Source organism: Pseudomonas sp. CP4, assembly GCF_047758505.1.
GTDB classification, from domain to species: Bacteria; Pseudomonadota; Gammaproteobacteria; order Pseudomonadales; family Pseudomonadaceae; genus Aquipseudomonas; species Aquipseudomonas fluorescens_AO.
Map to the genome: position 1 here is coordinate 1,843,989 of NZ_CP180489.1, position 25,271 is coordinate 1,869,259.

General features: G+C 60.3%; 23 protein-coding genes. 16 read left to right on the forward strand and 7 right to left on the reverse strand.

Annotated elements, in window-relative coordinates; translation table 11 throughout:
• Positions 1-72 precede the first annotated feature (72 nt).
• Positions 73-1,548, forward strand: coding sequence for an inorganic phosphate transporter (locus ACMYUN_RS08235; RefSeq protein ID WP_016771345.1), 1,476 nt, complete (start codon positions 73-75; stop codon positions 1,546-1,548).
• Between the two features lie 729 nt (positions 1,549-2,277).
• On the opposite strand, the gene ccoM is transcribed toward ACMYUN_RS08235, so the two are convergent.
• The 3 genes from ccoM to ACMYUN_RS08250 all read right to left on the reverse strand — a co-directional run bounded on the left by ccoM (position 2,278) and on the right by ACMYUN_RS08250 (position 3,133).
• Positions 2,278-2,391 (reverse strand): cytochrome c oxidase subunit CcoM, encoded by a 114-nt coding sequence (gene ccoM, locus ACMYUN_RS08240; RefSeq protein WP_016771346.1) that lies wholly within the window; start codon positions 2,389-2,391, stop codon positions 2,278-2,280.
• 144 nt (positions 2,392-2,535) lie between these two features.
• Positions 2,536-2,697 carry a hypothetical protein gene (locus ACMYUN_RS08245; protein ID WP_165368411.1) on the reverse strand — a complete coding sequence of 54 codons (162 nt, stop codon included), beginning with the start codon at positions 2,695-2,697 and terminating at the stop codon, positions 2,536-2,538.
• A 94-nt stretch (positions 2,698-2,791) separates the two neighbouring features.
• Positions 2,792-3,133, reverse strand: coding sequence for a hypothetical protein (locus ACMYUN_RS08250; RefSeq protein ID WP_024011931.1), 342 nt, complete (start codon positions 3,131-3,133; stop codon positions 2,792-2,794).
• A gap of 239 nt (positions 3,134-3,372) precedes the next feature.
• On the opposite strand from ACMYUN_RS08250, the gene rapA reads away from it, so the two are divergent.
• Complete coding sequence (gene rapA, locus ACMYUN_RS08255; protein ID WP_415763440.1) at positions 3,373-6,219, forward strand: RNA polymerase-associated protein RapA; 2,847 nt, start codon at positions 3,373-3,375, stop codon at positions 6,217-6,219.
• A gap of 186 nt (positions 6,220-6,405) precedes the next feature.
• On the opposite strand, the gene ACMYUN_RS08260 is transcribed toward rapA, so the two are convergent.
• Entirely contained in the window at positions 6,406-7,755 is a 1,350-nt protein-coding gene (locus ACMYUN_RS08260) for a spinster family MFS transporter (RefSeq protein WP_310406881.1), read from the reverse strand.
• A 301-nt stretch (positions 7,756-8,056) separates the two neighbouring features.
• Between ACMYUN_RS08260 and ACMYUN_RS08265 the strand changes: the two genes are divergently transcribed.
• Both ACMYUN_RS08265 and ACMYUN_RS08270 read left to right on the forward strand, forming a co-directional pair.
• The gene (locus ACMYUN_RS08265; RefSeq protein ID WP_016771350.1) at positions 8,057-8,425 is read left to right on the forward strand and encodes a YkgJ family cysteine cluster protein; all 369 of its coding nucleotides are present in this window, start codon (positions 8,057-8,059) and stop codon (positions 8,423-8,425) included.
• A 150-nt stretch (positions 8,426-8,575) separates the two neighbouring features.
• Positions 8,576-10,858 carry a putative bifunctional diguanylate cyclase/phosphodiesterase gene (locus tag ACMYUN_RS08270; protein ID WP_415763441.1) on the forward strand — a complete coding sequence of 761 codons (2,283 nt, stop codon included), beginning with the start codon at positions 8,576-8,578 and terminating at the stop codon, positions 10,856-10,858.
• Here the strand turns inward: ACMYUN_RS08270 and ACMYUN_RS08275 are convergent.
• Positions 10,749-11,645, reverse strand: a complete 897-nt coding sequence (locus ACMYUN_RS08275) for an NAD(P)-dependent oxidoreductase (RefSeq protein ID WP_415763442.1) — start codon at positions 11,643-11,645, stop codon at positions 10,749-10,751. The two genes, ACMYUN_RS08270 and ACMYUN_RS08275, sit on opposite strands and share 110 nt — an antisense overlap.
• Positions 11,646-11,841: 196 nt before the next feature.
• Between ACMYUN_RS08275 and ACMYUN_RS08280 the strand changes: the two genes are divergently transcribed.
• Positions 11,842-14,040: a hypothetical protein gene (locus ACMYUN_RS08280; protein ID WP_039762652.1), complete on the forward strand. Its 2,199-nt coding sequence runs from the start codon at positions 11,842-11,844 to the stop codon at positions 14,038-14,040.
• A gap of 306 nt (positions 14,041-14,346) precedes the next feature.
• Here ACMYUN_RS08280 and ACMYUN_RS08285 read toward each other — a convergent pair whose 3' ends face one another.
• Positions 14,347-14,652 carry a DUF2288 domain-containing protein gene (locus ACMYUN_RS08285; protein ID WP_415763443.1) on the reverse strand — a complete coding sequence of 102 codons (306 nt, stop codon included), beginning with the start codon at positions 14,650-14,652 and terminating at the stop codon, positions 14,347-14,349.
• 351 nt (positions 14,653-15,003) lie between these two features.
• On the opposite strand from ACMYUN_RS08285, the gene ACMYUN_RS08290 reads away from it, so the two are divergent.
• The 9 genes from ACMYUN_RS08290 (at position 15,004) to ACMYUN_RS08330 (ending at position 22,742) form a co-directional block, all read left to right on the forward strand.
• Positions 15,004-16,131 (forward strand): branched-chain amino acid ABC transporter substrate-binding protein, encoded by a 1,128-nt coding sequence (locus tag ACMYUN_RS08290; RefSeq protein WP_336355044.1) that lies wholly within the window; start codon positions 15,004-15,006, stop codon positions 16,129-16,131.
• A 229-nt stretch (positions 16,132-16,360) separates the two neighbouring features.
• A complete protein-coding gene (gene livH / locus ACMYUN_RS08295) occupies positions 16,361-17,284 on the forward strand; it encodes a high-affinity branched-chain amino acid ABC transporter permease LivH (RefSeq protein WP_129998843.1) in 924 nt (307 codons plus the stop codon).
• Positions 17,281-18,537, forward strand: coding sequence for a high-affinity branched-chain amino acid ABC transporter permease LivM (locus ACMYUN_RS08300; RefSeq protein WP_039762648.1), 1,257 nt, complete (start codon positions 17,281-17,283; stop codon positions 18,535-18,537). The genes livH and ACMYUN_RS08300 overlap by 4 nt, the downstream gene beginning before the upstream one ends.
• Positions 18,534-19,301, forward strand: a complete 768-nt coding sequence (gene livG, locus ACMYUN_RS08305) for a high-affinity branched-chain amino acid ABC transporter ATP-binding protein LivG (protein WP_101158400.1) — start codon at positions 18,534-18,536, stop codon at positions 19,299-19,301. Before ACMYUN_RS08300 ends, livG begins: the two co-directional genes overlap by 4 nt.
• The gene (locus tag ACMYUN_RS08310; RefSeq protein WP_003222380.1) at positions 19,302-20,003 is read left to right on the forward strand and encodes an ABC transporter ATP-binding protein; all 702 of its coding nucleotides are present in this window, start codon (positions 19,302-19,304) and stop codon (positions 20,001-20,003) included.
• Positions 20,004-20,295: 292 nt separating this feature from the next.
• Positions 20,296-20,601, forward strand: a complete 306-nt coding sequence (locus ACMYUN_RS08315) for a DUF2282 domain-containing protein (RefSeq protein WP_016771358.1) — start codon at positions 20,296-20,298, stop codon at positions 20,599-20,601.
• A gap of 25 nt (positions 20,602-20,626) precedes the next feature.
• The gene (locus ACMYUN_RS08320; protein WP_415763444.1) at positions 20,627-21,514 is read left to right on the forward strand and encodes a DUF692 domain-containing protein; all 888 of its coding nucleotides are present in this window, start codon (positions 20,627-20,629) and stop codon (positions 21,512-21,514) included.
• Positions 21,511-22,269, forward strand: coding sequence for a DUF2063 domain-containing protein (locus tag ACMYUN_RS08325; protein WP_415763445.1), 759 nt, complete (start codon positions 21,511-21,513; stop codon positions 22,267-22,269). Before ACMYUN_RS08320 ends, ACMYUN_RS08325 begins: the two co-directional genes overlap by 4 nt.
• Positions 22,266-22,742: a DoxX family protein gene (locus ACMYUN_RS08330; protein ID WP_415763446.1), complete on the forward strand. Its 477-nt coding sequence runs from the start codon at positions 22,266-22,268 to the stop codon at positions 22,740-22,742. Before ACMYUN_RS08325 ends, ACMYUN_RS08330 begins: the two co-directional genes overlap by 4 nt.
• A gap of 110 nt (positions 22,743-22,852) precedes the next feature.
• On the opposite strand, the gene ACMYUN_RS08335 is transcribed toward ACMYUN_RS08330, so the two are convergent.
• Positions 22,853-23,767, reverse strand: coding sequence for a LysR family transcriptional regulator (locus tag ACMYUN_RS08335; RefSeq protein ID WP_129998840.1), 915 nt, complete (start codon positions 23,765-23,767; stop codon positions 22,853-22,855).
• A 104-nt stretch (positions 23,768-23,871) separates the two neighbouring features.
• Between ACMYUN_RS08335 and ACMYUN_RS08340 the strand changes: the two genes are divergently transcribed.
• Positions 23,872-24,471 carry a short chain dehydrogenase gene (locus ACMYUN_RS08340; protein ID WP_039762641.1) on the forward strand — a complete coding sequence of 200 codons (600 nt, stop codon included), beginning with the start codon at positions 23,872-23,874 and terminating at the stop codon, positions 24,469-24,471.
• 60 nt (positions 24,472-24,531) lie between these two features.
• Entirely contained in the window at positions 24,532-25,185 is a 654-nt protein-coding gene (locus ACMYUN_RS08345) for a COG3650 family protein (RefSeq protein ID WP_415763447.1), read from the forward strand.
• Positions 25,186-25,271: the final 86 nt, after the last annotated feature.

Sequence of the window (25,271 nt, forward strand, 5' to 3'; positions counted from 1 at the left end):
GCAGACGGGGCATCGATTTCCTGTCTTTTCTGGCATAATCGCGCCCCCTTACGACCGGGTCAGAAAACCTTCATGATCGATTTATTCAGCGGACTGGATGCTTGGGTGCTTGTGAGCCTCTTGCTCGCCCTGACGTTTGTCCTCGCCTTCGAGTTCATCAATGGATTTCATGACACCGCTAACGCGGTAGCCACTGTTATCTACACCAAAGCCATGCCGCCACACCTGGCGGTGTTCTTTTCCGGTGTGTTCAATTTCCTCGGCGTGCTGCTGGGCGGGGTTGGGGTGGCGTATGCCATCGTCCACTTGCTGCCGGTTGAGCTGCTGATCAATGTGAACACCGGCCATGGCCTGGCGATGGTGTTCTCGTTGCTCGCCGCGGCAATCGCCTGGAATTTGGGCACCTGGTACTTCGGTATCCCGGCTTCCAGCTCGCACACCCTGATCGGCTCGATCCTCGGTGTCGGCCTGGCCAACGCGCTGATCAACGACATCCCGTTGAGAGATGGCGTGAACTGGCAGAAAGCGATCGACATCGGCGCCTCGCTGGTGTTCTCGCCGATGGCCGGCTTCCTCATCGCCGCACTGGTGCTGATCGGCCTGAAATGGTGGCGCCCGCTGTCGAAGATGCACAAGACGCCGGAACAGCGCCGCAAGATCGACGACAAAAAGCACCCACCGTTCTGGAACCGTCTGGTCCTGGTGATCTCGGCCATGGCCGTGAGCTTCGTGCACGGTTCCAACGACGGTCAGAAAGGCATCGGCCTGATCATGCTGGTGCTGATCGGCATCGTCCCGGCGCAGTTCGTGCTCGACCTGAACAGCACCACCTACCAGATCGAACGCACCCGCGACGCAACCTTGCACCTGAGCCAGTTCTACCAGCGCAACGCCGATTCGCTGGGTGAATTCCTGGCCTTGGGCAAGAGCGTGGAAGGCGACCTGCCGGAGAAATTCCGCTGCAACCCGCAGCAGACCGAACCGACCATCACCGCCCTGCTGCACACCCTTAAAGGTGTAGCGGACTACCATTCGCTGTCGTCGGACAGCCGCATCGAAGTGCGTCGCTACCTGCTCTGCCTGGACGACACGGCGAAGAAAGTCGGCAAGCTGCCAGGCCTGGAAGCCCGTGAAAAGGCTGACCTCGACAAGCTGCGCAAAGACCTGACCACCACCACTGAATACGCCCCGTTCTGGGTGATTCTGGCGGTTGCCCTGGCATTGGGCCTGGGCACCATGGTCGGCTGGAAGCGTGTGGTGCTGACCATTGGCGAGAAGATCGGCAAGCAAGGCATGACTTATTCGCAGGGCATGTCGGCACAGATCACCACAGCCAGCCTGATCGGCATGGCCAACATTTTCAGCCTGCCGGTGTCGACCACTCACGTGCTGTCTTCGGGTGTGGCCGGGACCATGGTTGCCAATAAAAGCGGCCTGCAGGGTGGCACGGTGAAGACTATTCTGCTGGCCTGGGTACTGACCTTGCCGGCGACCGTGGCGCTGTCGGCCGGGTTGTTCTGGTTGGCTTCGAAGGCGTTGGGTAGTTGATCGTTAGCTGTTGATTGGAAAAGGCGTGATTCGTGAGGATCACGCCTTTTTTGTTATTGGGGGTAAGAAGTCTGCCGAAGGGGCAAGAGATCAAAAGCCAAAGCAAAAGCCAGATCAAGAGCCCCTCACCCTAGCCCTCTCCCGGAGGAAGAGGAGACTGACCGAGGTGTTTAGGCGAAATATGCCGACTTGCGATACCGAGTCGAATGCAGGTTTTGAACACCACATAAATCGGCCCCCTCTCCCTCGGGAGAGGGCTGGGGTGAGGGGCGAATCCAACACAGATCCAAAGCAGACCACACGCTTTTCACCACTCAACAATGAGCGCAAGCTCGAGTGCTCTTGATCTTGATCCACCGGCGACGTCGGAAGGCTGAGTGGAGGGATTGATCCGGGCGTGGGAGCGCAGCGACCGTACGACGCAGTCGTACACAGCGGAAGGAGGTGCAGCGAAGCAAACCGGAGCCGCTGCGCCCGGATCAGTCCCGCAGCGAAGGAACCCGAGCCTGCGAGGGCCGAACGTAGAAGCTAGCCTTTTGGGTTACCTTTTTGGCGTTTGAAAAAGGTGACTCGCCGTAAGGGCGAAACCGCCAGCAGCCGCTACCGAAGCAACGGATATTCACCCAAACCCCAAACAGCCTGGTCGGCCCACAGGCCGCCACGGCCAAAAAAAAGGGGCAACCGAAGTCGCCCCAAAATGCCTTGCGTGCCCATCAAATCCAGAAGAACTCACTTGCGCCGCTTATGCGCATCCTTCCAGATAAAAAATCCAAACCCTGCAAAAAACAGCACCATGAGCCCCACCGTGAGAACCCCGGCAAACACCACGTTATCGAAAAACATGACTGGCCTCCTGGCCCTGCTTTGCTGCGATGGATTCAAATTAACAAACACACAGGCGCACATATTGACCAGGATCAATATCCGCAACGTTGAGAAATAAAGGAGGGAAAATAACTGACCTGCATCAACCAATGCAGTGGGAGATCAACGCTTTTTCGGCTTGTTCTTCGACTTTTTCTTGGTTTTTCCCAACGGCATCGCCTGCTCGAAGGCGTTGCGCACTTCGTTCAAGCGTTTCTCGTTGAGGTCATGCACACGCTTGGCGCGTTCAGTGCTGAGGTCGATCAGTTTGTCGTCTTGGCTCATGGCGTCCGGCACATCGCAAAAGAGATCAGAGCTGCCGTCACCGGCAGGATTGCGCCAATCATGCCGCGTGGCGCAGACGCTGACCAGTCATCGGTCAAATCTCGATATCGACCCACAAGCCCTGACGCGGCTGATCGTCTATCAACGGCACCACCGGTACGGTGTTGTCAGCGTTCAGCTCAGTGCCCGGCACGGCCAAATGCTCTTCAGGATCCTCATCCGCCTCGCGACGCCGACGATCACGCTCCTGTTGGCGACGCTGCTCTTCGCGCGCCAGCAGGCGATCCTCTTCCGGATCACGTTTCTGCAGATCGATCGTGCTTTCGTTGGAGCTTTCCTGCACCGGCACCACTGGCGGGATGTCCGGCCGCTGGCGGATCGGATCCTGCTGGGAAGTGATCGGCACGGCGCTCAAGGGGAGCATCGGTGGCAACATATAAAGGTCTCCTGTCTGCAGGCTATCGGCTGGGGTGCAGGCGCCTTGAGCCGCCTGTCGCAAACTTGTGACCCGGTAGACACTGACTGGTGCCCTGCCGCTTGAAAAAAGCGACACATGACGCCTCGGCTTCAGCTTGCAGCTCGAAGCTAAAAGCTTGCCGCTGCTCCTATTCCTTTGGCCCTCAGGGTCGCATTCCGTTAAGATAGCCCGCTTTTTCAAGGTGGGAGTCAGGCAGCATGGCGCAGCAGTATCAACCGGGGCAACGCTGGATCAGTGACAGCGAAGCAGAGCTTGGTTTAGGCACCGTTCTGGCACAGGACGGCCGCTTGCTGACCGTGCTTTACCCGGCCACTGGCGAAACCCGCCAGTACGCGCTACGGAATGCGCCCCTGACCCGCGTGCGGTTCTCGCCGGGCGACTCCATCACCCATTTCGAAGGCTGGAAGATGACCGTGCAGCAGGTCGACGATGTCGACGGGCTGATGGTCTATCACGGCCTCAACGGGCAGAACGAAGTGGTCACCCTGCCGGAAACCCAGCTGTCTAACTTCATTCAGTTCCGTCTGGCCAGCGACCGCCTGTTCGCCGGGCAGATCGACCCGCTGTCGTGGTTCTCCCTGCGCTACAACACCCTTGAACACACCAGCCGCCAGTTGCAGTCCTCGCTCTGGGGCCTGGGCGGCGTGCGCGCGCAGCCGATCGCACACCAGTTGCACATCGCCCGCGAAGTCGCCGACCGTATCGCCCCACGGGTATTGCTGGCGGACGAAGTGGGGCTGGGTAAAACCATCGAAGCCGGTCTGGTCATCCATCGCCAACTGCTTTCGGGCCGCGCCAACCGCGTGCTGATTCTGGTTCCGGAAAACCTCCAGCATCAGTGGCTGGTGGAGATGCGCCGCCGCTTCAACCTGCAGGTCGCGCTGTTCGACGAAGAACGCTTCATCGAAAGTGATGCCACCAACCCGTTCGAAGACACGCAACTGGCGCTGGTCGCGCTGGAGTGGCTGGTCGACGACGAAAAGGCACAGGACGCCTTGTTCGCTGCCGGTTGGGACCTGCTGGTGGTCGACGAAGCGCACCACCTGGTCTGGCATGAAGAAAAAGCCAGTGCGGAATACTCGCTGGTCGAGCAACTGGCCGAAGTCATCCCCGGCGTGCTGCTGCTCACCGCCACCCCGGAACAACTCGGTCAGGACAGCCACTTCGCCCGTCTGCGCCTGCTCGACCCGAACCGTTTTCACGACCTGGCCGCGTTCCGCGCCGAGAGCGATAACTATCGCCCGGTCGCCGAAGCGGTGCAGGAACTGCTCGACAAGGGCCGTCTCTCCGCCGAGGCGCACAAGACCATTCACGGTTTCCTCGGCAATGAAGGCGAAGCCCTGCTCACCGCCGTCAACGATGGCGATACTGAAGCCAGCGCCCGCCTCGTCCGTGAACTGCTTGATCGCCACGGCACCGGCCGCGTGCTGTTCCGCAACACCCGCGCCGCTGTGCAGGGTTTCCCGGAGCGAAAACTGCATCCATACCCGCTGCCGTGCCCGGACGAATACCTCGAACTGCCGCTGGGCGAACACGCCGAGCTGTACCCGGAAGTCAGCTTCCAGGCCCAGCCGGACGCCAGCGAAGAAGAGCGCTGGTGGAAATTCGACCCGCGCGTCGAGTGGCTGATCGATCAGCTGAAAATGCTCAAGCGCACCAAAGTGCTGGTGATCTGCGCCCACGCCGAAACCGCGATGGACCTGGAAGACGCGTTGCGCGTGCGTTCCGGCATCCCGGCCACGGTGTTCCACGAAGGCATGAACATCCTCGAGCGTGACCGCGCCGCCGCCTACTTCGCCGACGAAGAATTCGGCGCGCAGGTGCTGATCTGCTCGGAAATCGGCAGTGAAGGTCGCAACTTCCAGTTTGCTCACCACCTGGTGCTGTTCGATCTGCCGTCGCACCCGGACCTGCTCGAGCAGCGCATCGGTCGTCTCGACCGGATCGGCCAGAAACACATCATCGAACTGCACGTGCCGTACCTGGAAACCAGCCCGCAACAGCGCCTGTTCCAGTGGTACCACGAGGCGCTCAACGCCTTCCTCAACACCTGCCCGACCGGCAACGCCTTGCAGCACCAGTTCGGCCCGCGCCTGCTGCCGCTGCTCGAAGAAGCCGATGACGGCGAGTGGCAAGCGCTGATCGACGAAGCACGCGCCGAGCGTGAACGTCTCGAAGCCGAGCTGCACACTGGCCGCGACCGTCTGCTGGAATTGAATTCCGGCGGCGCTGGCGAAGGTGAAGCGCTGGTAGAAGCGATCCTTGAGCAGGACGATCAGTTCGCCCTGCCGATCTACATGGAAACCCTGTTCGACGCGTTCGGCATCGACAGCGAAGACCACTCGGAAAACGCCCTGATCCTCAAGCCGAGCGAGAAGATGCTCGACGCCAGTTTCCCGCTGGGCGACGACGAAGGGGTGACCATCACTTACGACCGCAATCAGGCGCTGTCGCGCGAAGACATGCAGTTCATCACCTGGGAACACCCCATGGTGCAGGGCGGCATGGACCTGGTGCTGTCCGGTTCGATGGGCAACACCGCCGTCGCGCTGATCAAGAACAAGGCGTTGAAACCGGGCACCGTGTTGCTCGAATTGCTCTACGTCAGCGAAGTGGTCGCACCGCGCTCGCTGCAACTGGGTCGCTACCTGCCGCCGGCGGCGCTGCGCTGCCTGCTCGATGCCAACGGCAACGACCTGTCGCCACGGGTGTCCTTCGAAACCCTCAACGACCAGTTGGAAAGCGTGCCACGGGCCAGCGCCAACAAGTTCATCCAGGCCCAGCGCGATCAGCTGACGCCTCGGATCAACGCCGGCGAAGAAAAGATCGCCCCGCGTCATGCCGAGCGTGTAGCCGAAGCGCGCCGTCGTCTGGCCGCCGACACTGATGAAGAACTGGCGCGCCTGACCGCGTTGCAAGCGGTCAACCCGACGGTGCGCGACAGCGAACTGGAGGCGTTGCGCACTCAGCGTGAGCAGGGTCTGGCGATGCTCGACAAAGCGGCGCTGCGCCTGGAAGCGATTCGGGTGCTGGTAGCGGGCTAACCGCCCCGCTCCACCGCTGAAAACCAAGAGGCCCGCAGTGATGCGGGCCTTTTTGTTTGTCTGATGTTTATCCGGTGATGCTGATGGCCCCTTCGCTGGCAAGCCAGCTCCCACAGGTTCCGGGTTGTTTTACAGATTATGTGTACGACTCGGTCACTGTGGGAGCTGGCTTGCCAGCGATTGCAATCATGCAGTCGCCGCAGAAATTTCTGGCTCAACCACCGCCACCAATCCCTCCTTCATCCGCTGCGCATCCCGCACAAAACACCGCGATGCCAGAAACAGAAAGACCATGGTCAAAAACAGCGCCACCGGGATCAGATACATCGCGTCATGCAGGCCGACGGCCTTGAACGCTTCGGTCATCTGTTCAGCTCCTGCCGACAGCATCGCCGTGTGCGCGAAGTGATCCGACAGCCCACCCACGACCACTGGCCCCAACCCGCCGCCGAGCAAATACAGACCGGCGAAGAACAACGCCATCGCCGTGGCCCGCAGGCGTGGTTCGACGACGTCCTGAATCGCCGTGTACACGCAGGTATAAAAGTTGTAGGCGAACAGCCAGCCGACGCTGAATACCGCGACGAACACACCGATCTCGATGCGCCCGGCATGCAGCGCCCACGCCGTGCACAGGGTTGATATGATCAGGCTGAACGCGGCGAACAACAGCCGCCCACTGGCGAAACGCTGATGAATCTTGTCGGCGATCCAGCCGCCGAGTGTCAGCCCGACCAATCCCGTCACGCCAACGATCACCCCAGTCGCCACCGCCGCCTCCTGCAGTGGCATGAGGAAATAGCGCTGCAGCATCGGCACCAGAAACGAGTTGCAGGCATAGGTCGCGAAGTTGAAGCACAGCCCGGCCATCACCAGCCACAGGAAGGTCGGCACGGCGAGGACGCGACGGATAGGCCGGTCGACTTTCTCCTGCGAGACCTGCACGGTTTCTGCCGCGCCGCGTTTTGGCTCTTTGATGAAGAACATGAAAATCGCCAGGATCAACCCCGGCACGGCAGCGATGAAGAACGGCGCGCGCCAGCTGTCGAAGGCCTTGACCATCGCGCCGATGGTGAAGAACGCCAGCAGCAGCCCCAGCGGCAGGCCGAGCATGAAAATACCCATCGCCCGCGCGCGACGGTGTGCCGGAAACAGATCGCCGATCAGCGAATTGGCCGCTGGTGCGTAACTGGCTTCGCCGATGCCGATGCCCATGCGCACGATCAGAAAGCTCCAGAAACTGCCGACCATACCGTTGACCGCAGTCAGCGCACTCCAGGTCGCCAGGCCCCAGCCCATCAGTTTGCTGCGTGAACCGGTGTCGGCCATGCGCCCCAGCGGCAGACCGGCAACGGCGTAGACGATGGTGAACGCGGTGCCGATGATGCCCAGCTGAAAGTCGCTGAGATGCCATTCCATGCGGATCGGTTCGATGATGATCGCCGGGATGGTGCGGTCGAAGAAATTGAACAGGTTGGCGAGGAACAGCAGGAACAGAATGCGCCAGGCATTCGCCGCTTGGGTCGAGTTCTGCATGGGTCCGTCTCTTTATTGTTATGAGGGCTTCACTGCCAGCGCGTCGAGCCCGGAACCTGCAATCTAGTCAGCCGCGCGGGGGCTGTCTGTCATCATTCGTCAGCCTGATATCGACCCATCGCACTGTAACGAAACGTAAGCCCTTGATAACTCTGGAATCCCCCGCCATACGGGGCTTTCGCGGCAAAATCCGGCGACAAAAAAATAGTTTCGTGCCCCCCTTCCCAACGCCATGGCAAAGCCTAGAATGGCCGCCGGATCCGTCCGGATCTTCCGATCAATCCCTTTGATACCCCCGCCCATGTCCGAAGCCAGTCCGTGTCTGAATTGCGGTGCCTGCTGTTCCCATTTTCGTGTGTCTTTTTTCTGGGGTGAGTGCTCATCCGCTGGCGGGACGGTGCCCGATGAACTGGTTGCGCAGATCACTCCAAGCCGAGTAGCAATGATCGGCACCGACCGCAAACCGACGCGTTGCACGTCATTGGCGGGTGAGGTCGGCAGCGCTGTGGCGTGTACGATCTATGACAAGCGTTCGAGCACCTGCCGCGAGTTCGAGGCGTCGTGGGAGAACGGCGAGCACAACCCCGACTGCGACAAGGCCCGCGCCGCCCACGGCTTGCCACCCTTGCCGCCACACTGGAACGACCTGCCGCTGGAGCGCATTGCCTGAGCCTTAGCGCGAATCGCTATGAGGCTAATGGCAAAATCATTACCACCAATGTGCCACTACGGCTTGCAGCCGGAAAACCGCCTCTATACTGCTTTCATTCGCCTGCGTTGATTGACGCACGGGCCAGATGAATCCGAGACGGGGCATGCTATGGAGTGGCTTGGTTTGCAGTTTGTTGCCGAGCTGCCGCAGAGCGGGCAGGTTCTGCTCGATTGCAGCCACAATCCGCTGTTGGTGATGGTGGCCTATCTGGTTGCCTGCGCGGCAAGCTTCGCCACCCTGGACATGGCCGAACGCTTGGTTCATGCCGAAGATTCGGGGTCTCGACGACTGTGGCGCTGGATCGGCGCGACCTGCCTGGCTGGCGGCATCTGGGCCATGCATTTCATCAGCATGCTGGCTTTTCAGACGTCAATCGACATCCAGTACGACCTCGTCATCACCCTCTTCTCCTTGCTGATCGCCCTGCTCGCCTCGTGGCTGGCCATGCACACGCTGAGCGAGGTGCAGCCGAGCGCGCTGCATTGCCTGAAGACCGCGTTTGTCATCGGCTTGGGCATCGCTGGCATGCATTACGTCGGCATGGCCGCGATGAAGTCGAGCGCCACCGCCTACTACCAGCCGGAGCTGTTCGCGCTGTCGGTGCTGATTGCCATCGGCGCCAGTTTCGCCGCACTGTGGGTGGCGCGCTATCTGAGTGAAGGCAGCGGCGTGGCACATCAGTTGCTCAAGTACAGCGCGGCGCTGATTCTCGGCGCCGGCATCATCAGCATGCACTTCACCGGCATGGCTGCGCTGGATCTGGTGCTTCCCGAAGGCGCTCTGGCAGCGAGCGGCGGCGACACCGGCCATCTGCAACTGGGCCTGACCGTAGCGCTGATCATCCTGTTGATTCTCGGCAGTGCGATCAGCGCCGCCCTCGCCGACAAAAAGCTGCAGAACAAGGAAAACGACCTGCGCCGGCTCAACGCCCTGCTCAGCCAACTCGATCAGGCGCGCATGTCTCTGCAGCAAGCAGCCAATTACGACGCGCTGACCAACCTGATCAACCGTCGTGGTTTCAACCAGATGTTCGCCGAAAAACTCAGCCAGAAAACCAGCGAGGGCGGCATGCTCGCGGTGATGTTTCTCGACATCGACCACTTCAAGCGCATCAACGACAGCCTCGGCCATGACGCCGGTGACGCGCTGCTCAGAGTCATCGCCCAACACATCAAGAGCTCGGTGCGCAGCCACGAAGATGTGGTGGCGCGGTTCGGCGGCGACGAATTCTGCATCCTCATCAGCCTGCGCGACCGTGAAGAGGCGCGCGGCATGGCGCAGCGCATCATGCACAAGATGAAAGAGCCGATCGAACTGGCCGGCCGGCGCATGGTGATGACCACCAGCATCGGCATCAGTCTGTTCCCCGAAGATGGCACCACCTGCGAGGAGCTGCTCAAACACGCTGACTTGGCGCTGTACCAATCCAAGGGCGCCGGGCGCAACGGCCTGCATTTCTTCAATTCCAGCTTCAAGAGTCGCGCCAGTTTCGAGCTGCAACTGGAAGAAGAACTGCGCAGCGCGCTGCGGGAAGACAACGCGCTGATGCTCTACTACCAGCCGATCTTCGAACTGAAAACCGGGCGCGTGACCAAGCTTGAAGCCCTGATTCGCTGGCAGCATCCGGTCCACGGTTTGCTCACACCGGATCGCTTTATCGGCATCGCCGAGAACAACGGTTTGATCGCCGAACTGGACAACTGGGTGCTGCGCCGCGCCTGCAAGGACCTCGGTGAGCTATCGCGGCATGGTTGTGCAGAATTGAGAATCGCCTGGAACTGCTCGCCGCTGAATCTGGCTCGCGAGGAACTGGCCGAGGAAATCGAGCACGCGCTGCGCACCGCCGGTGTCGCGCCGGAACGCCTGGAACTGGAGGTCACCGAAAACGCCTTGATGGGCAACATCGCCAACACTCTGGTGCTGTTGCGGCAGATCCGCGCCCTCGGCGTGTCGTTGTCGATCGATGATTTCGGCACCGGCTACTCGTCGCTGGCCTACCTCAAGCGCCTGCCGCTGAACACCCTGAAAATCGACCGCTCGTTCATCCTCGACATCCCCACCGCCACGGCCGACATGGAGATCGTCCAGGCGATCATCGTCATGGCCCACACGCTGCACCTGCAGGTGGTCACCGAGGGCGTCGAGAGCCTGGAGCAATACGAGTTTCTCGAGCGTTCGGGCTGCGACTTCATTCAGGGTTATCTGCTCAGCCGCCCGGTGCCGCTGGACGAACTGTGCGCGGTGCTCGATGAAATCAACCAGCGCAAACCCGTCCTCGGGGTCAATCCGTTGAGTCTGGCGCGCGATATATTTGCACCAGCGTCGCTGGATCCTGGGCTAAAAAGCCTTGCGCCCCATGCAGGCGCATCAACTGTGCGGCCAATCCGCTGATTGGCGTCGCCGAGCCCTGCTCGCGGGAAAATTTCACCGCCGTGTCGAGATCCTTGAGCAGCGTGCGCACGTGCCACTTGATCGGTTCGAAACGGCTCTCGGCCATTTGCGGGGCAAGGATCTGCAACGGCTTGGAATCGGCAAACCCACCGGCCAACGCCTCGGCGATCAGACTGGCATCGACCCCGGCCTGCTCGGCCAACGCCACCACTTCGGCAATCACCAGCGCATTGCAGGCGACGATCATCTGGTTGCAGGCCTTGGTCACTTGCCCGGCGCCGACGCCGCCCATGTGCGTGACGCGCTGACCGAGGCTGAGCAGCACCGGGCGCACGCGCTGAAGATCTGCCGCTGCACCACCGACCATGATCGCCAGGCTCCCGGCCTCGGCGCCGACTACGCCGCCGGACACCGGGGAGTCAAGCCAGCCCATGCCGGTTTTCTCGGCCAGCTCTGCGGCCATCTCGCGAGTCGCGGTGGGTTCAAGACTGGAGAAATCCACCAACAGCTGGCCGTTTTTCGCACCTTCGGCGATACCGCCAGTGCCAAACACCACTTCACGCACCACGGCAGTGTCGGCCAGACACAGCATGACGATGTCGGCGTGCGCGCACAGTTCGGCAGGGCTCGATACCTGGCGGGCGCCGGCCGCAACCAGCGATGCGCATTTGTCCGGGTTGCGGTTCCACACTGTCAGCGGGTAACCCGCCGCCAGCAGACGCCGGCACATGGGCAGGCCCATCAGGCCGATTCCGGCAAACCCCAACGAAGGTAGCGTTGACATCATTTCGCCTCTTTTCGATTAAAGATCACCGAATCATGGCCGATTCATCAACGATCAGGAAAGGATTCCGCCCGGCGATCAGACCAGCCAGCACTACGACGCCCGGGCCATATGCGCGCACACAAGACGCGAGATCTTATTCCGTGAGGTTCGCCGGCACTGTTCGGCGGGCCGACCCAGTCCAGGTAAATGGCGCACCATGACCTCCAAAAACAATCCCGCCAGTGCAACAGCCGATCTGACCCTGAGCCCCGCCGCGAACAGCGCGTCATTATCCAGATCGACGCCGCCTTCGCGCCCGCTGTCGACCCAGCAATACCTGTACTTCACCGAAACCAACACTGACCGCATCCTCGATAACCTCGACGGCCTGCGCGATTCGGTGTTCCCGCGCCCGGCGCATCAGGAAGGCGACAACGAGCAGCACAACGATCAGGAATTCCCCTCGGTGTGCCTGATCGGCCTTGGTCGCTGCGGCTCCAACATCGCCCTCGACGTGGCGGAGCTGGTGTACAACGCGCGCAAGTTCTACCTCAACGAATTCAACAACGAAGATCGCCCGACCGACCGGCGTCTGGCCGACAAGGGCTACAGCCCGGCGCAGTGGATCAAGAACAATCTGCGCATCGGTACCAGCAAATCGACCAAACCGGTGTTTCTGGTCGAACCGCTGGTGATGCTTGGCGACCTCGACAAGGACATCGCCGGGCGCATCCGTTTCTCGCGCAAGGGCGAGAAAAGCGGTTTCCTGCGCGACTACAGCAAAATGAAGATCATGGACTTGTCCGAAGTCCATGCCGGTGGCGCCGGTAACGCGCCGATCCTCGGCCAGTACCTGGCGAAGATCATCCTCAACAAGGACACCCAGCGCTTCTCCAGCCCCGACTGGAAAATGATCCACTCGTACCTGATCGACAGCTGCGGGATCAAGGCTAACCAGTCACGCCTGTATTTCTCGATCTTCAGCGCCGGCGGCGGTACCGGTTCGGGCATGGCCTCGGAGTTCGGCCTCGCTCAGCAGCACTCGTACATGAACAAGACGTTCGACACCAAACCGATGGACGAGCACGACGGCAAGAGCGGGCATTCGTTTGTGTTCGAGCCGATCTTCACCAGCGGCATCTGCGTGCTGCCGAACATTTCCGACCACCGCAGCGAAATGTCCGAGGCGCTGCACATCAACGCCGGGCGCTTGCTGTGCAAATACCTGTCGGAGGAATGGGATTTCTCCTACAACTTCGCTAACGAAGACAGCAGCGAAGCCAGCGTGATGGGACGTATCCGCCCGTGGAACGCGATGATGCTGATCTCCAACGACATCATGCGTTACGCCGAAGAAAGCGATGACGGCAACATCCAGAACATTGATGTCAATGCCATGGAGAAGCACGCCAACCAGTACATCTCGCAGCAGATCTTCAACATTCTGACGGCGCAGGCAGTCACCACTGACTACGACCAGAACTACTTCCGCCGCGCCGGCATCGACATCGGCGAAACCATTCGCCTGGATGCCAACGACCTGTTCATGAGTCTGGCCGGCCCGGTGGCGATTGCCTACGCCGAATCGGTGGTGCCGGAAACCCCACCGCCAAGCAGCGACAAGTTCAAGGTCTTCGATAAAGAGCCGCAACGCCTGAACATCGACGACCTGTTCTTCCGTTCGATCGACCTGCCGCACTTCAACAAGGTCACCCAGGCCATCGAAGGCATCAGCCTGCTGCCGATCGAATCCAAGCGTTATCGCGCTTCGCTTGAGCAGTACAAGAATTCCGGTTACGACGCCGCCGCGTTGCACGACCTGCACTTCTTCAAGAACTGCTCGTCGGTGGTGTCGATCGTCTCGCTGCCGAAAGACTACAAGCTGTCCTACATGGACCTGAACCGGTTGAAGACCCACCTCAACAGCCTGTTCCCCAACACCACGCTCAAGCGTTATGCGCTGGTGATCGGCGCTTCGGCCAACCTGTCGCTGACCACGCTGATCGCCAAGAGCCCGTGCCTGTCGGACGATTTCCTCACGCTGATCGTGGCATTCATCAAGCGCTGCTTCGCGAAGAATCCGTACCGTTTCGACGAGACGCTGGATAACTCGATTCTCGACTTCATCATTCAGGAAGACTTCGACGAGGAGCGGATCGACGACCTGCTCAATGAATTCGAAAACCCGGCGAAGATCCTCGACACCAACTGGTACGCGATTAAACCGATGTACGAGAAGAAATATCGCGAGCTGATCAACGACAAGGACAAGTTTGTCTCGATCAATGACATTCGCCTGTCGCGCGATTGCGTGAAGAAGTCGATCAAATACCTGCGCGAGATCTACCGCCACCGGATCGGCAAGACCAAGGTGATTTCGCTGAATAACCATACCGGGAAGACTTATTCGGTCTGATCAAAACCGAGTCGCCCCAATCGCTGGCAAGCCAGCTCCCACAGACTTTGTGGTGCTCACAATATTTGTGTACACCCGGACACTGTGGGAGCTGGCTTGCCAGCGATGGGGTCTTCAAATTCACTAAAGATTTCAGCCTTCCCAACATCCAGAAACAATTAAGCGACCCTCAGGCCGCTCCATAAACTGTTCCCGTTACGTTTACGTCACCGTGAGGCGTGGCATTTCTCCACGGCAAGGTGCCATCACGCTACTCCGCTACACACTTGCGGCGCGGCAATCGAGGCACCAAAAGGGTGCAGGCAATCAAACGGCCGCCCTTTCCTGGATCAGAATCCACGGCGAAACCACCACTGCCCACAGCTGTGGATCACGCTCGAAAATATCCAGCGCCCGCGTTTCAGACAGCTTGGCGACCTTGTCGTCGGCCAGCCAGGCCGCGACTTTCTCGCCTTCGTCCGATGCCACGGCCTCGGCGGCGGCAATCAAATCGAGCGCTGGGTCGACCCACAATAGGGCACCCTTGGCGAAGAACGGCTCAAGCTCTTTCCAGGTAATAGATGCCGTCTCACCAAGCAGCTTGGCATAGAGGGTGCTAGGTTCTTGATTCATGGGAGCTGTCCGGAAAAGAAATCGACGCGAATGATAACGTCGGTGGTCCGGCAGAAAAACCCGGTTGCAAATCGCTGCACCGAACGAAAAGAGCAGGAACGCCAGGGAATGCTGCCTTTTGGGATATATGCCCCCGATTGCCCCGCCGCAATTCTGTCTCTTTCATTCAAAAATGCGACACCCCCAAGTTTTGCCCCGTGGCGCCCGCTTCCCAGTTGATCAAGCGGCGCTCTACACTGTACCGGTACAGTTGCCGGGGCATTTTCCGGAGGGTATCGCAAAGATATCTGACCCGGTTCTGCTGCTACGGCGCCAGAACTCTAAAAAATACAACAGTAAGAGTGGAGCACTATGACTAAGGCTACTAAGCAGATTTCCAAACTGTTTGCCGCTATGGTTCTGGCCGGGGTTGCCAGCCATTCGTTCGCAGCTGACACCATCAAAATCGGTATCGCCGGTCCTAAGACCGGTCCAGTAGCCCAGTACGGCGACATGCAGTTCAGTGGCGCGAAAATGGCCATCGAGCAGATCAACGCCAAGGGCGGCGTCGACGGCAAGAAACTCGAAGCCGTTGAATACGACGATGCCTGCGATCCGAAACAAGCGGTAGCGGTAGCGAACAAGGTCGTCAACGACGGTGTCAAGTTCGTGGTCGGTCACCTGTGCTCCAGCTCCACTCAGCCAGCTTCGGACATCTACGAAGACGAAGGCGTGATCATGATCACCCCGGCTGCCACCAGCCCGGACATCACCGCCCGTGGCTACAAAATGATTTTCCGCACCATCGGTCTCGACAGCGCCCAGGGCCCTGCCGCCGGCAACTACATCGCCGATTACGTGAAACCGAAAGTGGTTGGCGTGCTGCACGACAAACAGCAGTACGGTGAAGGCATCGCCACCGCCGTGAAATCGACTCTCGAGAAGAAAGGCACCAAGGTTGCTGTCTTCGAAGGCGTCAACGCCGGCGACAAAGACTTCTCCGCCATTATCGCCAAGCTCAAGCAAGCCGGTGTCGATTTCGTCTACTACGGCGGCTACCACCCGGAGCTGGGTCTGATCCTGCGTCAGGCTCAGGAAAAAGGCCTGAAAGCCAAGTTCATGGGTCCGGAAGGCGTGGGTAACGACTCGATCACCCAGATCGCCAAGGACGCCTCCGAAGGCCTGCTGGTGACCCTGCCGAAATCCTTCGACCAGGATCCGGCCAACGTGGCCCTGGCTGACGCGTTCAAAGCCAAGAAGGAAGATCCGAGCGGTCCGTTCGTGTTCCCGTCCTACTCGGCAGTGACCGTGATTGCCGAAGGCATCAAGGCGGCCAAGTCCGAAGATGCGACCAAAGTGGCTGAAGCCATCCACGCCGGTTCGTTCAAGACCCCGACCGGCGACCTGAGCTTCGACGCCAAGGGCGACCTGAAAGACTTCAAATTTGTCGTGTACGAGTGGCACAACGGCAAACCTAAAACCGAAGTTTCGCCTCAGTAAGGCCTTGCCCGACTGACTGCCAATAAAGCCCACGGCATGCCGTGGGCTTTGTTTTGCGAATGTAAGGGCCGCGCTGGCGTGATCCGCCAGTCGGCCCCCCTGAAAATCTCAAAACCGTCATCAGCGGTTCGCTGGCAAAACTCGGATTCGAAGTGGATAGAGATCCACGGGGCCGGGCGGGAAAATGACTCCACCAGTGAAATGCGTACAGGTTTTTAGGAGCGCTGTAATGCCTGACCTCTATCACTTCTTCCAACAGCTGGTTAACGGCCTCAACGTTGGCAGCATGTATGCCCTGATCGCCATCGGCTACACGATGGTTTACGGCATCATTGGAATGATCAACTTCGCCCACGGCGAGGTGTACATGATCGGTTCCTACGTGGCGTTCATCGCCATCGCCGGGCTGACCATGATGGGACTCGACAGTGTCCCGCTGTTGATGACCGCGGCGTTCATCGCCAGCATCGTCGTCACCAGTTCCTACGGTTACAGCATCGAACGGATCGCCTACCGCCCCCTGCGCGGCAGCAACCGTCTGATCCCGCTGATTTCTGCCATCGGTATGTCGATCTTCCTGCAGAACACCGTTCTGCTGGCGCAAGACTCCAAGGACAAAGCGATCCCCAACCTGATCCCGGGCAACTTCGCCTTCGGTCCGGGTGGCGCACAAGAAGTGCTGATTTCCTACATGCAGATCGTGGTGTTCGTGGTGACCGTGATCGCCATGCTCGGCCTGACCCTGTTCATCTCTCGTTCCCGCCTGGGTCGCGCCTGCCGCGCCTGTGCCGAGGACATCAAGATGGCCAACCTGCTCGGCATCAACACCAACAACATCATCGCCCTGACGTTCGTCATTGGTGCTGCGCTGGCGGCGGTCGCTGCCGTGTTGCTGAGCATGCAATACGGCGTGATCAACCCGAACGCCGGTTTCCTCGTCGGCCTCAAGGCCTTCACCGCCGCGGTACTGGGTGGCATCGGCAGCATCCCGGGAGCCATGCTCGGCGGCCTGGTGCTGGGTGTAGCGGAAGCGTTCGGTGCCGATATCTTCGGCGACCAGTACAAGGACGTCGTTGCGTTCGGCCTGCTGGTTCTGGTGCTGTTGTTCCGTCCGACCGGCATTCTGGGCCGTCCGGAGGTTGAGAAAGTATGACTAGGAATCTTAAACAGGCACTCTTCAGTGCCTTGCTGGTGTGGGCGGTGGCCTACCCGGTACTCGGTCTGAAACTGACCATCGTCGGCATCAATCTGGAAGTGCACAACACCAGCCCGGCCATCCTCGCGACCATCGCGATCTGCTCGGTGCTGATGTTCCTGCGCGTGCTGTTCAACCAGCAGATCAGCAAAGCCTGGCGCTCCTCGCCGGGCATGCCGCTGATCCCGGCCAAGGCCAGCAACTTCCTGACCCTGCCGACCACCCAGCGCTATTTCATCATTGCGCTGATTCTGATCGCCCTGGTCTGGCCGTTCTTCGGCTCCCGTGGTGCGGTGGATATCGCGACGCTGATCCTGATCTACGTAATGCTCGGCCTGGGCCTGAACATCGTCGTCGGTCTGGCCGGTCTGCTTGACCTCGGTTACGTCGGCTTCTACGCCGTCGGTGCCTATAGCTACGCGCTGCTGTCGCATTACTACGGCCTGAGCTTCTGGATCTGCCTGCCGATTGCCGGCCTGATGGCGGCGACGTTCGGCTTCCTGCTGGGCTTCCCGGTATTGCGTCTGCGTGGCGACTATCTGGCGATCGTGACCTTGGGTTTCGGCGAAATCATCCGGCTGTTCCTGCGTAACCTGACCGATATCACCGGTGGCCCGAACGGCATCAGCAACATCGAAAAACCGACGTTCTTCGGCCTGACCTTCGAGCGTAAAGCGGCTGAAGGCTTGCAGACGTTCCACGAATATTTCGGCCTGCAATACAACTCGATCAACAAGGTGATCTTCCTTTACCTGGTTGCGCTGTTGCTCGCACTGGCCGCGCTGTTCGTGATCAACCGTCTGCTGCGCATGCCGATCGGCCGTGCGTGGGAAGCACTGCGTGAAGACGAAATCGCCTGCCGCGCGCTGGGCCTGAACCCGACCGTGATCAAGCTCTCCGCGTTCACCCTCGGTGCTGCGTTCGCCGGTTTCGCCGGCAGCTTCTTCGCCGCCCGTCAGGGTCTGGTGACGCCCGAGTCGTTCACCTTCATCGAGTCGGCGATCATCCTCGCCATCGTCGTGTTGGGTGGCATGGGCTCGCAACTGGGTGTGATTCTGGCGGCGATCGTGATGATCCTGTTGCCGGAAATGATGCGTGAGTTCAGCGAATACCGCATGTTGATGTTCGGTGCGCTGATGGTGCTGATGATGATCTGGCGTCCACAAGGTCTGCTGCCGATGCAACGCCCACACATGGAGTTGCGCAAATGAGCCGCGAGATCCTTAAAGTCGACAATCTGAGCATGCGCTTCGGCGGCTTGCTCGCGGTCAACGGCGTGGCGCTGACCGTCAAGGAAAAACAGGTGGTTGCACTGATCGGCCCGAACGGCGCCGGCAAGACCACCGTGTTCAACTGCCTGACCGGTTTCTATCAGCCTACCGGCGGCAGCATCCTCCTCGACGGCGAGCCGATCCAGGGCCTGCCGGGCCACAAGATCGCGCTCAAAGGCGTGGTGCGGACCTTCCAGAACGTGCGTTTGTTCAAGGACATGACCGCGGTCGAGAACCTCTTGATCGCCCAGCACCGTCACTTGAACACCAACTTCCTGTCCGGCCTGTTCAAGACCCCGGCGTTCCGCAAAAGCGAGCGCGAGGCGATGGAATTTGCCGAGTACTGGCTGGAAAAGGTCAACCTCAAAGAGTTCGCCAACCGCACCGCCGGCACCCTCGCCTACGGCCAGCAACGGCGTCTGGAAATCGCCCGCTGCATGATGACCCGCCCGCGGATCCTCATGCTCGACGAACCGGCCGCCGGCCTGAACCCGAAGGAAACCGAAGACCTCAAGGCGCTGATCGGTGTGTTGCGCGAAGAGCACAACGTCACCGTGCTGCTGATCGAGCACGACATGAAACTGGTCATGAGCATTTCCGACCACATCGTCGTGATCAACCAGGGCACACCGCTGGCCGACGGTACGCCGGAACAGATCCGCGACAATCCTGAAGTGATCAAAGCCTACCTGGGGGAAGCGTAAATGCTGCAGTTCGAAAACGTTTCCACCTTCTACGGCAAGATCCAGGCCCTGCACAGCGTCAACGTCGAAGTCCGTCAGGGCGAGATCGTCACGCTGATCGGCGCCAACGGTGCCGGCAAATCCACGCTGCTGATGACGCTGTGCGGTTCGCCGCAGGCGCACAGCGGCAGCATTCGCTACATGGGTGAGGAACTGGTCGGCCAGGACTCGTCGCAGATCATGCGCAAGAGCATTGCCGTGGTGCCGGAAGGTCGTCGGGTGTTTGCCCGTCTGACCGTGGAAGAGAACCTGTCGATGGGCGGTTTCTTCACCGACAAGGGCGACTATCAGGAACAGATGGATAAGGTTCTCGGACTTTTCCCACGCCTGAAAGAGCGCTTCAACCAGCGCGGCGGCACCATGTCCGGCGGCGAACAGCAAATGCTCGCCATCGGCCGCGCGCTGATGAGCAAGCCCAAGCTGCTGCTGCTCGACGAGCCATCGCTGGGTCTGGCGCCGATCATCATCCAGCAGATCTTCGACATCATCGAACAGCTGCGCAAGGACGGTGTGACGGTGTTCCTGGTCGAGCAGAACGCCAACCAGGCACTGAAAATCGCCGACCGCGCCTACGTTCTGGAGAACGGCCGCGTGGTCATGCAAGGCACCGGTGAAGCGCTGCTGACCGACCCGAAAGTACGCGAGGCGTACCTCGGCGGTTGAGTTATCGCTGCATAAAAAAACGGCCTTCGGGCCGTTTTTTTTATTTCCTGAGTATCACCAAGCTAACCCTGTGGGAGCGAGCCTGCTCGCGAAAGCGGTGTGACATTCAACATTATGGGTGCCTGACACATCGCCTTCGCGAGCAGGCTCGCTCCCACAGAGATACAGCTGAATCCGACATTTTTTATAAATTTCTCGCTCCGCGTGTAACGCATCCCCCCACCCGTTCTCTAGAGGGACAAGCAAGCGCAAACCGCTTGCAGAAACCCTGATAAAAAACTGGAGAAACATCATGACTGCGACTACCCGTACCCTGTCCGCCACCGCCCTGGTTCTGGCCCTCGGTTCCGCTCTGAGCATCGCCACTGTCTCCACCGCCCAGGCCGCCGATGCCAACATGGAAAAATGCTTCGGCGTGGCCATGAAGGGCAAGAACGATTGCGCCGCAGGTGCCGGTACTACCTGCGCCGGCACGGCGAAAATGGACTATCAGGCCAACGCCTGGAAACTCGTTCCGAAAGGCACCTGCGCCACCACCGAAAGCAAAACCTCGCCGACCGGTTTCGGTCAGCTCGAAGCCTTCAAAGCCAAGTCCTGATCCACGGCCTGCCTGAGTGACGCCCATGTTCAGTCATCACGAACCGTCCCTGCCGCGCACTCAGGCAGCTCGCTCCGAGCTCCCTGCCCGCGCCGGGCTGGGGCTCAAGACCGGGCACTTCCTCGAAGTGCTCGGCTCCGTCCCGGACCTCGGGTTCTTCGAGGTCCACGCCGAAAACTACATGGTGGCCGGCGGCCCGTTTCATCACTTTCTCGGTCTGATTCGCGAGCAGTACCCGCTGTCATTGCACGGCGTGGGCCTGTCGATCGGTGGCGAAGGCGCGCTGGACAGCCAGCACCTCAAACGCCTCGCCGAGCTGATCGAGCGCTATCAACCACAAGCCTTTTCTGAACATCTGGCGTGGTCGAGCCACGGCCCGGTGTTCCTCAACGATCTGCTGCCACTGGCCTATGACACGCCGACGCTCAATCGCGTCTGCACGCACATCGACCAAGTGCAGAACACGCTCAAACGTCCGATGCTGCTGGAAAACCCGGCGACCTATCTGGCGTTTGAGCATTCGACGATCGACGAGCCCGTGTTCATCGCCGAAGTGATCCGCCGCAGCGGCTGTGGCTTGTTGCTCGACGTCAACAACGTCTACGTGTCGTGCATCAATCATCAGCGTGATCCGCTCGCCTACCTCGACGCACTGCCATTGCACGCGGTCGGCGAGATTCATCTGGCCGGCTTCGCTGAAGATTGTGACAACCTCGGCGATCGTTTGCTGATCGACGATCACGGCGCGCCGATTGATCAGGCCGTCTGGAATCTGTACCGCCGGGTGCTGCAACGGACTGGCCCGATAGCGACGCTGATTGAACGTGATAATCACGTGCCGGCCTTTGCCGTATTGCTCGCCGAAGCACAGCAAGCCGAAAAGCTGTTGCGCCGCGCGGAGCGTGCGGCATGAGTACGCAAGCGGACTTCGCCGCCGCCCTGCTCAATGTGCAACTGCCGTATCCCAAGGGCCTGTGCAGCCGCAATGGCGCTGATCCGTCGCGACGTTTCGCGGTGTACCGCAACAACATGCAGAGTTCGCTGATCAATGCGCTGGCCGATAGCTACCCGGTGGTGCAGCAGTTGGTCGGTGAGGAATTCTTCCGCGCCATGGCGGCGATTTTCGTACGCGGTCAGCCGCCGCAAAGTCCGTTGATGAGCCGCTACGGCGAAGACTTCGCCGATTTCATCGGGCAATTCGAACCCATCGCCGGTGTGCCCTATGTGGCCGATGTTGCGCGACTCGAGCACTTGCGCACCCTCGCCTACCACGCCGCCGATGCGCAGCCGATCCGGCCGGAGCAAGTCAGCGCCGCGCTGACCGATCCGCAGTCGCTGAGTGAACTGTGTTTCGAACTGCATCCCTCTCTGCACCTGCTCGACTCAGCCTACGCCGTTGTCGCGATCTGGGCCGCGCACCAGCAGGAGCAAAGTCTGGCGGGCATTGGCCTCAATCAAGGCCAGCACGCTCTGGTGCTGCGCAATGGTCTCGACGTTGAGGTGTTTGCGCTTGAGCCGGGTGCGAGCGTGTTCCTTCATCATCTGCTACAGGGCTCGCCACTGCTCGCGGCGGCAGGGAACAGCCCGCCGTTCGATCTCGCCCAAACCCTCGCCTTACTGATTGCGCATAACGCGATCACCCAGCTCAATTACAAGGAGTTGCCATGAACGCTTTTATCCTGCGCGTCATCGCGCTGTTGGAAAAAATCCCGCACAGCCTGGTTGCCTTCATCGCGCGTTTTTCCATTGCCGCGGTGTTCTGGAAGTCCGGGCAAACCAAGGTCGAAGGACTGGCCGTCGATTTGATCGACGGCACTTTTGAACTGGGCTGGCCGCGATTGGCGGACTCGACGATTCCGCTGTTTCAAAGCGAGTACAACCTGCCGCTGCTGTCGCCGGAAATTGCCGCGCATCTGGCGGCGTTTGCCGAGCATGTGTTTCCGCTGCTGATCCTGCTCGGCCTGGCGACGCGGTTTTCGGCGCTGGCACTGCTGGGCATGACCCTGACTATCCAACTGTTCGTCTACCCGGATGCCTACCCGACCCATGGCACCTGGGCGGCGGTGTTGCTGTACCTGATGGCGACCGGGCCGGGCAAGTTGTCGATCGATCACCTGTTTGCCCGCCGTTTCGCAAAATAAGATCCCCCCTGTGGGAGCGAGCCTGCTCGCGAAAGCGGTGTGTCATTCAACATCGGTATCGACTGAACTGACGCATTCGCGAGCAGGCTCGCTCCCACAGGGAAATCACATCAGCGCTGCAGTCGATCCAGCGCCTCGCCACTGCGCTTGAACCAGCCCATCAAATAATCCGCCAACACCTGCGTGCGTTTCGGCAATCCCCCCTGATACGGGTGCACCAGATACATCGGCATCCGTCGGGTCTGGTAATCGCGCAGCAGCCAGCGCAAGCGGCCGTCAGCCAATTCGGCTTGCAGCAGATACGACGGCAAACGGGCGATGCCAGCACCGGACAGCGCTGCTTTCTTCAACAGGCTGTAGTGATTGCTGGCAAACGGACCCGAAACCCGCACCCGCAACAACTCGTGCTGCTGGTGATACAGCCATTCTTCGCGGCCGCTGTAATGGCTGTTGAGCAGACAACGATGCTCGGCCAAGGCATGCGGCGTCGCCGGCACGCCGAAGCGCTCGAGGTAGGCCGGGCTGGCGCAGGTCATTTCGTGCCACGCCAACAGCGGCTTGGCCACCAGCCGATCGTCATTGGCCACTTCGGCTCGAATCGCCAGATCAAAGCCATCGCGGGCCAGATCGCGATAGCTGTTGTTGAGCTCCAACTCGATCTGCACCTCAGGGTATTGCCCGGAAAACTCCAGCAACAAGCCATCGAAGAAGGTCTCGCCGAGCGACACCGGAACCGTCATGCGCACCGGGCCGGCCATGTCGTCCTTCAACCGCGCCAACGCCTGCCGCGCGCGTTCGACTTGAGCCACCAGCGCCTGAGCCTGCGGCAGCAGCGCCGCCCCCGCCGCCGTCAGGCTCAAGCGCCGAGTCGTGCGTTGTAGCAAGACCACACTGAATTGGGCTTCGAGCTGGCTGATGCGCTTGGACAACTGGCCCTTGCTGCAGCCCAACTGTTGCGCGGCCAAGGTAAAACTGCCGGCCTCGATCAGCACGGCAAACGCAGCAAGGTCATCCATTTCGCTCATGGATTGTTTCCATTTGAAAACCAAAGGTTGCCTATTAGTGCGCTTATCCGCGGAAAAAACCACCCTACACTGAAACCTCATTCACTCAATTGGGGTACAGCTCGATGAAGATTCTGTTGATAGGCGCCGGCGGCACCATCGGTTCGGCGGTGGACAAAGAATTGTCGCAACGCCACGAGGTCATTCGTATCGGCCGCAACAGCGGTGACTTGCAAGTGGATATCAGCGACAGCGCGTCGATCCGCAAGCTGTTCGAACAGACCGGTAAGTTCGATGCGTTGATCTGCGCGGCGGGCAACGTGACGTTTGCAGCGCTGGACGAGATGACTGGGGACAGCTTCGCCCTCGGCCTGAAAGACAAGCTGATGGGCCAGGTCAATCTGCTGCTGATCGGCCGCGAGTTCGCCAATGACGGCGCCTCGTTCACCTTCACCACCGGCGTGCTCAGCCACGACCCGATTCGCAGCGGCGCCTCTGCAGCGCTGGTCAACGGCGCGCTCGACAGCTTCGTCCGCGCCGCCGCCATCGAGCTGCCGCGTGGCCTGCGGGTGAACTCGGTGAGCCCGACCGTGCTGACCGAAGCCCTGGGCAAATACGCGCCCTACTTCCGTGGCTTCAAGTCGGTTCCTGCAGCGGAAGTGGCATTGGCCTACGCGAAAAGTGTCGAAGGCCTGCAAACCGGTCAGACATTTCACGTGGGTTAAGGCCCTTGTGATGAACGGTCAGGCTGCGTAACGTGGCAGCACTTGTCTGGAGAGCCAAAGATGCGTGTTGCCCGTTCGATCGTCCTCGTTGCCCTGCTGCCGTTGTTTGCCGCCTGCCAGTTGTTCGACGGCCAGCGTGAAAGTGTTTCCCATGCAGGACAGACGCGAATGCAGGGGCAACTGACTGCTGCCGACGGCAAACTGGTGTTCCAGCCGTGCCAGGATCAGCGGCAACTGGTGGTCAACGACATCGGCGGCACCAGCGTCCTGCAAGAGGCCGCCACCCTGGCCGACGAGCAGGGCAAGCTGTTTGCCGATGTGCGCGGCAAGGTCTCCGGCGACCGTCTCGACCTTGTCCAGTTGTATCGTGTAGAACGCTCGGGCACGGCCTGCGATGATCCGAATTTCAAACTGCTGATCCTGCGCGCCGCCGGCCATGCCCCGGAGTGGAACGTCAAGGTCAGCGGCAAAGGCATGGTCATCGAGCGCGACGGCCAGCCGCCGCTGGCCGTGCCGTATGTGGAAGAACAACTGGGCGACGGCCGCTTCAATCTCAGCAGCGAAGCCAACAACCAGCGCATTGAATTGTGGGTCGCGCCACAGCGCTGCGTCGACAGCAGCACCGGCAGCGTGCAGCACATGAGCGCCGAGTTGCGCATCGACGGTCAGGTGCAGCGCGGCTGCGGCTATTTCGGCGGCGCACGCAACGACTGATCGTTTTTCCCCCACGGATCCGCTCGCGGCGGCTTATAATCGCCGCCTTCAAACGCCTTGGCGCAGTTGTGCGCCCCGCGAATCCG

Coding starts and splice junctions, on each gene's coding strand:
- ACMYUN_RS08235 (WP_016771345.1), top strand. CDS start 73: ATGATCGATTTATTCAGCGGACTGGATGCTTGGGTGCTTGTGAGCCTC.
- ccoM (WP_016771346.1), bottom strand. CDS start 2,391: ATGTTTTTCGATAACGTGGTGTTTGCCGGGGTTCTCACGGTGGGGCTC.
- ACMYUN_RS08245 (WP_165368411.1), bottom strand. CDS start 2,697: ATGAGCCAAGACGACAAACTGATCGACCTCAGCACTGAACGCGCCAAG.
- ACMYUN_RS08250 (WP_024011931.1), bottom strand. CDS start 3,133: ATGTTGCCACCGATGCTCCCCTTGAGCGCCGTGCCGATCACTTCCCAG.
- rapA (WP_415763440.1), top strand. CDS start 3,373: ATGGCGCAGCAGTATCAACCGGGGCAACGCTGGATCAGTGACAGCGAA.
- ACMYUN_RS08260 (WP_310406881.1), bottom strand. CDS start 7,755: ATGCAGAACTCGACCCAAGCGGCGAATGCCTGGCGCATTCTGTTCCTG.
- ACMYUN_RS08265 (WP_016771350.1), top strand. CDS start 8,057: ATGTCCGAAGCCAGTCCGTGTCTGAATTGCGGTGCCTGCTGTTCCCAT.
- ACMYUN_RS08270 (WP_415763441.1), top strand. CDS start 8,576: ATGGAGTGGCTTGGTTTGCAGTTTGTTGCCGAGCTGCCGCAGAGCGGG.
- ACMYUN_RS08275 (WP_415763442.1), bottom strand. CDS start 11,645: ATGATGTCAACGCTACCTTCGTTGGGGTTTGCCGGAATCGGCCTGATG.
- ACMYUN_RS08280 (WP_039762652.1), top strand. CDS start 11,842: ATGACCTCCAAAAACAATCCCGCCAGTGCAACAGCCGATCTGACCCTG.
- ACMYUN_RS08285 (WP_415763443.1), bottom strand. CDS start 14,652: ATGAATCAAGAACCTAGCACCCTCTATGCCAAGCTGCTTGGTGAGACG.
- ACMYUN_RS08290 (WP_336355044.1), top strand. CDS start 15,004: ATGACTAAGGCTACTAAGCAGATTTCCAAACTGTTTGCCGCTATGGTT.
- livH (WP_129998843.1), top strand. CDS start 16,361: ATGCCTGACCTCTATCACTTCTTCCAACAGCTGGTTAACGGCCTCAAC.
- ACMYUN_RS08300 (WP_039762648.1), top strand. CDS start 17,281: ATGACTAGGAATCTTAAACAGGCACTCTTCAGTGCCTTGCTGGTGTGG.
- livG (WP_101158400.1), top strand. CDS start 18,534: ATGAGCCGCGAGATCCTTAAAGTCGACAATCTGAGCATGCGCTTCGGC.
- ACMYUN_RS08310 (WP_003222380.1), top strand. CDS start 19,302: ATGCTGCAGTTCGAAAACGTTTCCACCTTCTACGGCAAGATCCAGGCC.
- ACMYUN_RS08315 (WP_016771358.1), top strand. CDS start 20,296: ATGACTGCGACTACCCGTACCCTGTCCGCCACCGCCCTGGTTCTGGCC.
- ACMYUN_RS08320 (WP_415763444.1), top strand. CDS start 20,627: ATGTTCAGTCATCACGAACCGTCCCTGCCGCGCACTCAGGCAGCTCGC.
- ACMYUN_RS08325 (WP_415763445.1), top strand. CDS start 21,511: ATGAGTACGCAAGCGGACTTCGCCGCCGCCCTGCTCAATGTGCAACTG.
- ACMYUN_RS08330 (WP_415763446.1), top strand. CDS start 22,266: ATGAACGCTTTTATCCTGCGCGTCATCGCGCTGTTGGAAAAAATCCCG.
- ACMYUN_RS08335 (WP_129998840.1), bottom strand. CDS start 23,767: ATGAGCGAAATGGATGACCTTGCTGCGTTTGCCGTGCTGATCGAGGCC.
- ACMYUN_RS08340 (WP_039762641.1), top strand. CDS start 23,872: ATGAAGATTCTGTTGATAGGCGCCGGCGGCACCATCGGTTCGGCGGTG.
- ACMYUN_RS08345 (WP_415763447.1), top strand. CDS start 24,532: ATGCGTGTTGCCCGTTCGATCGTCCTCGTTGCCCTGCTGCCGTTGTTT.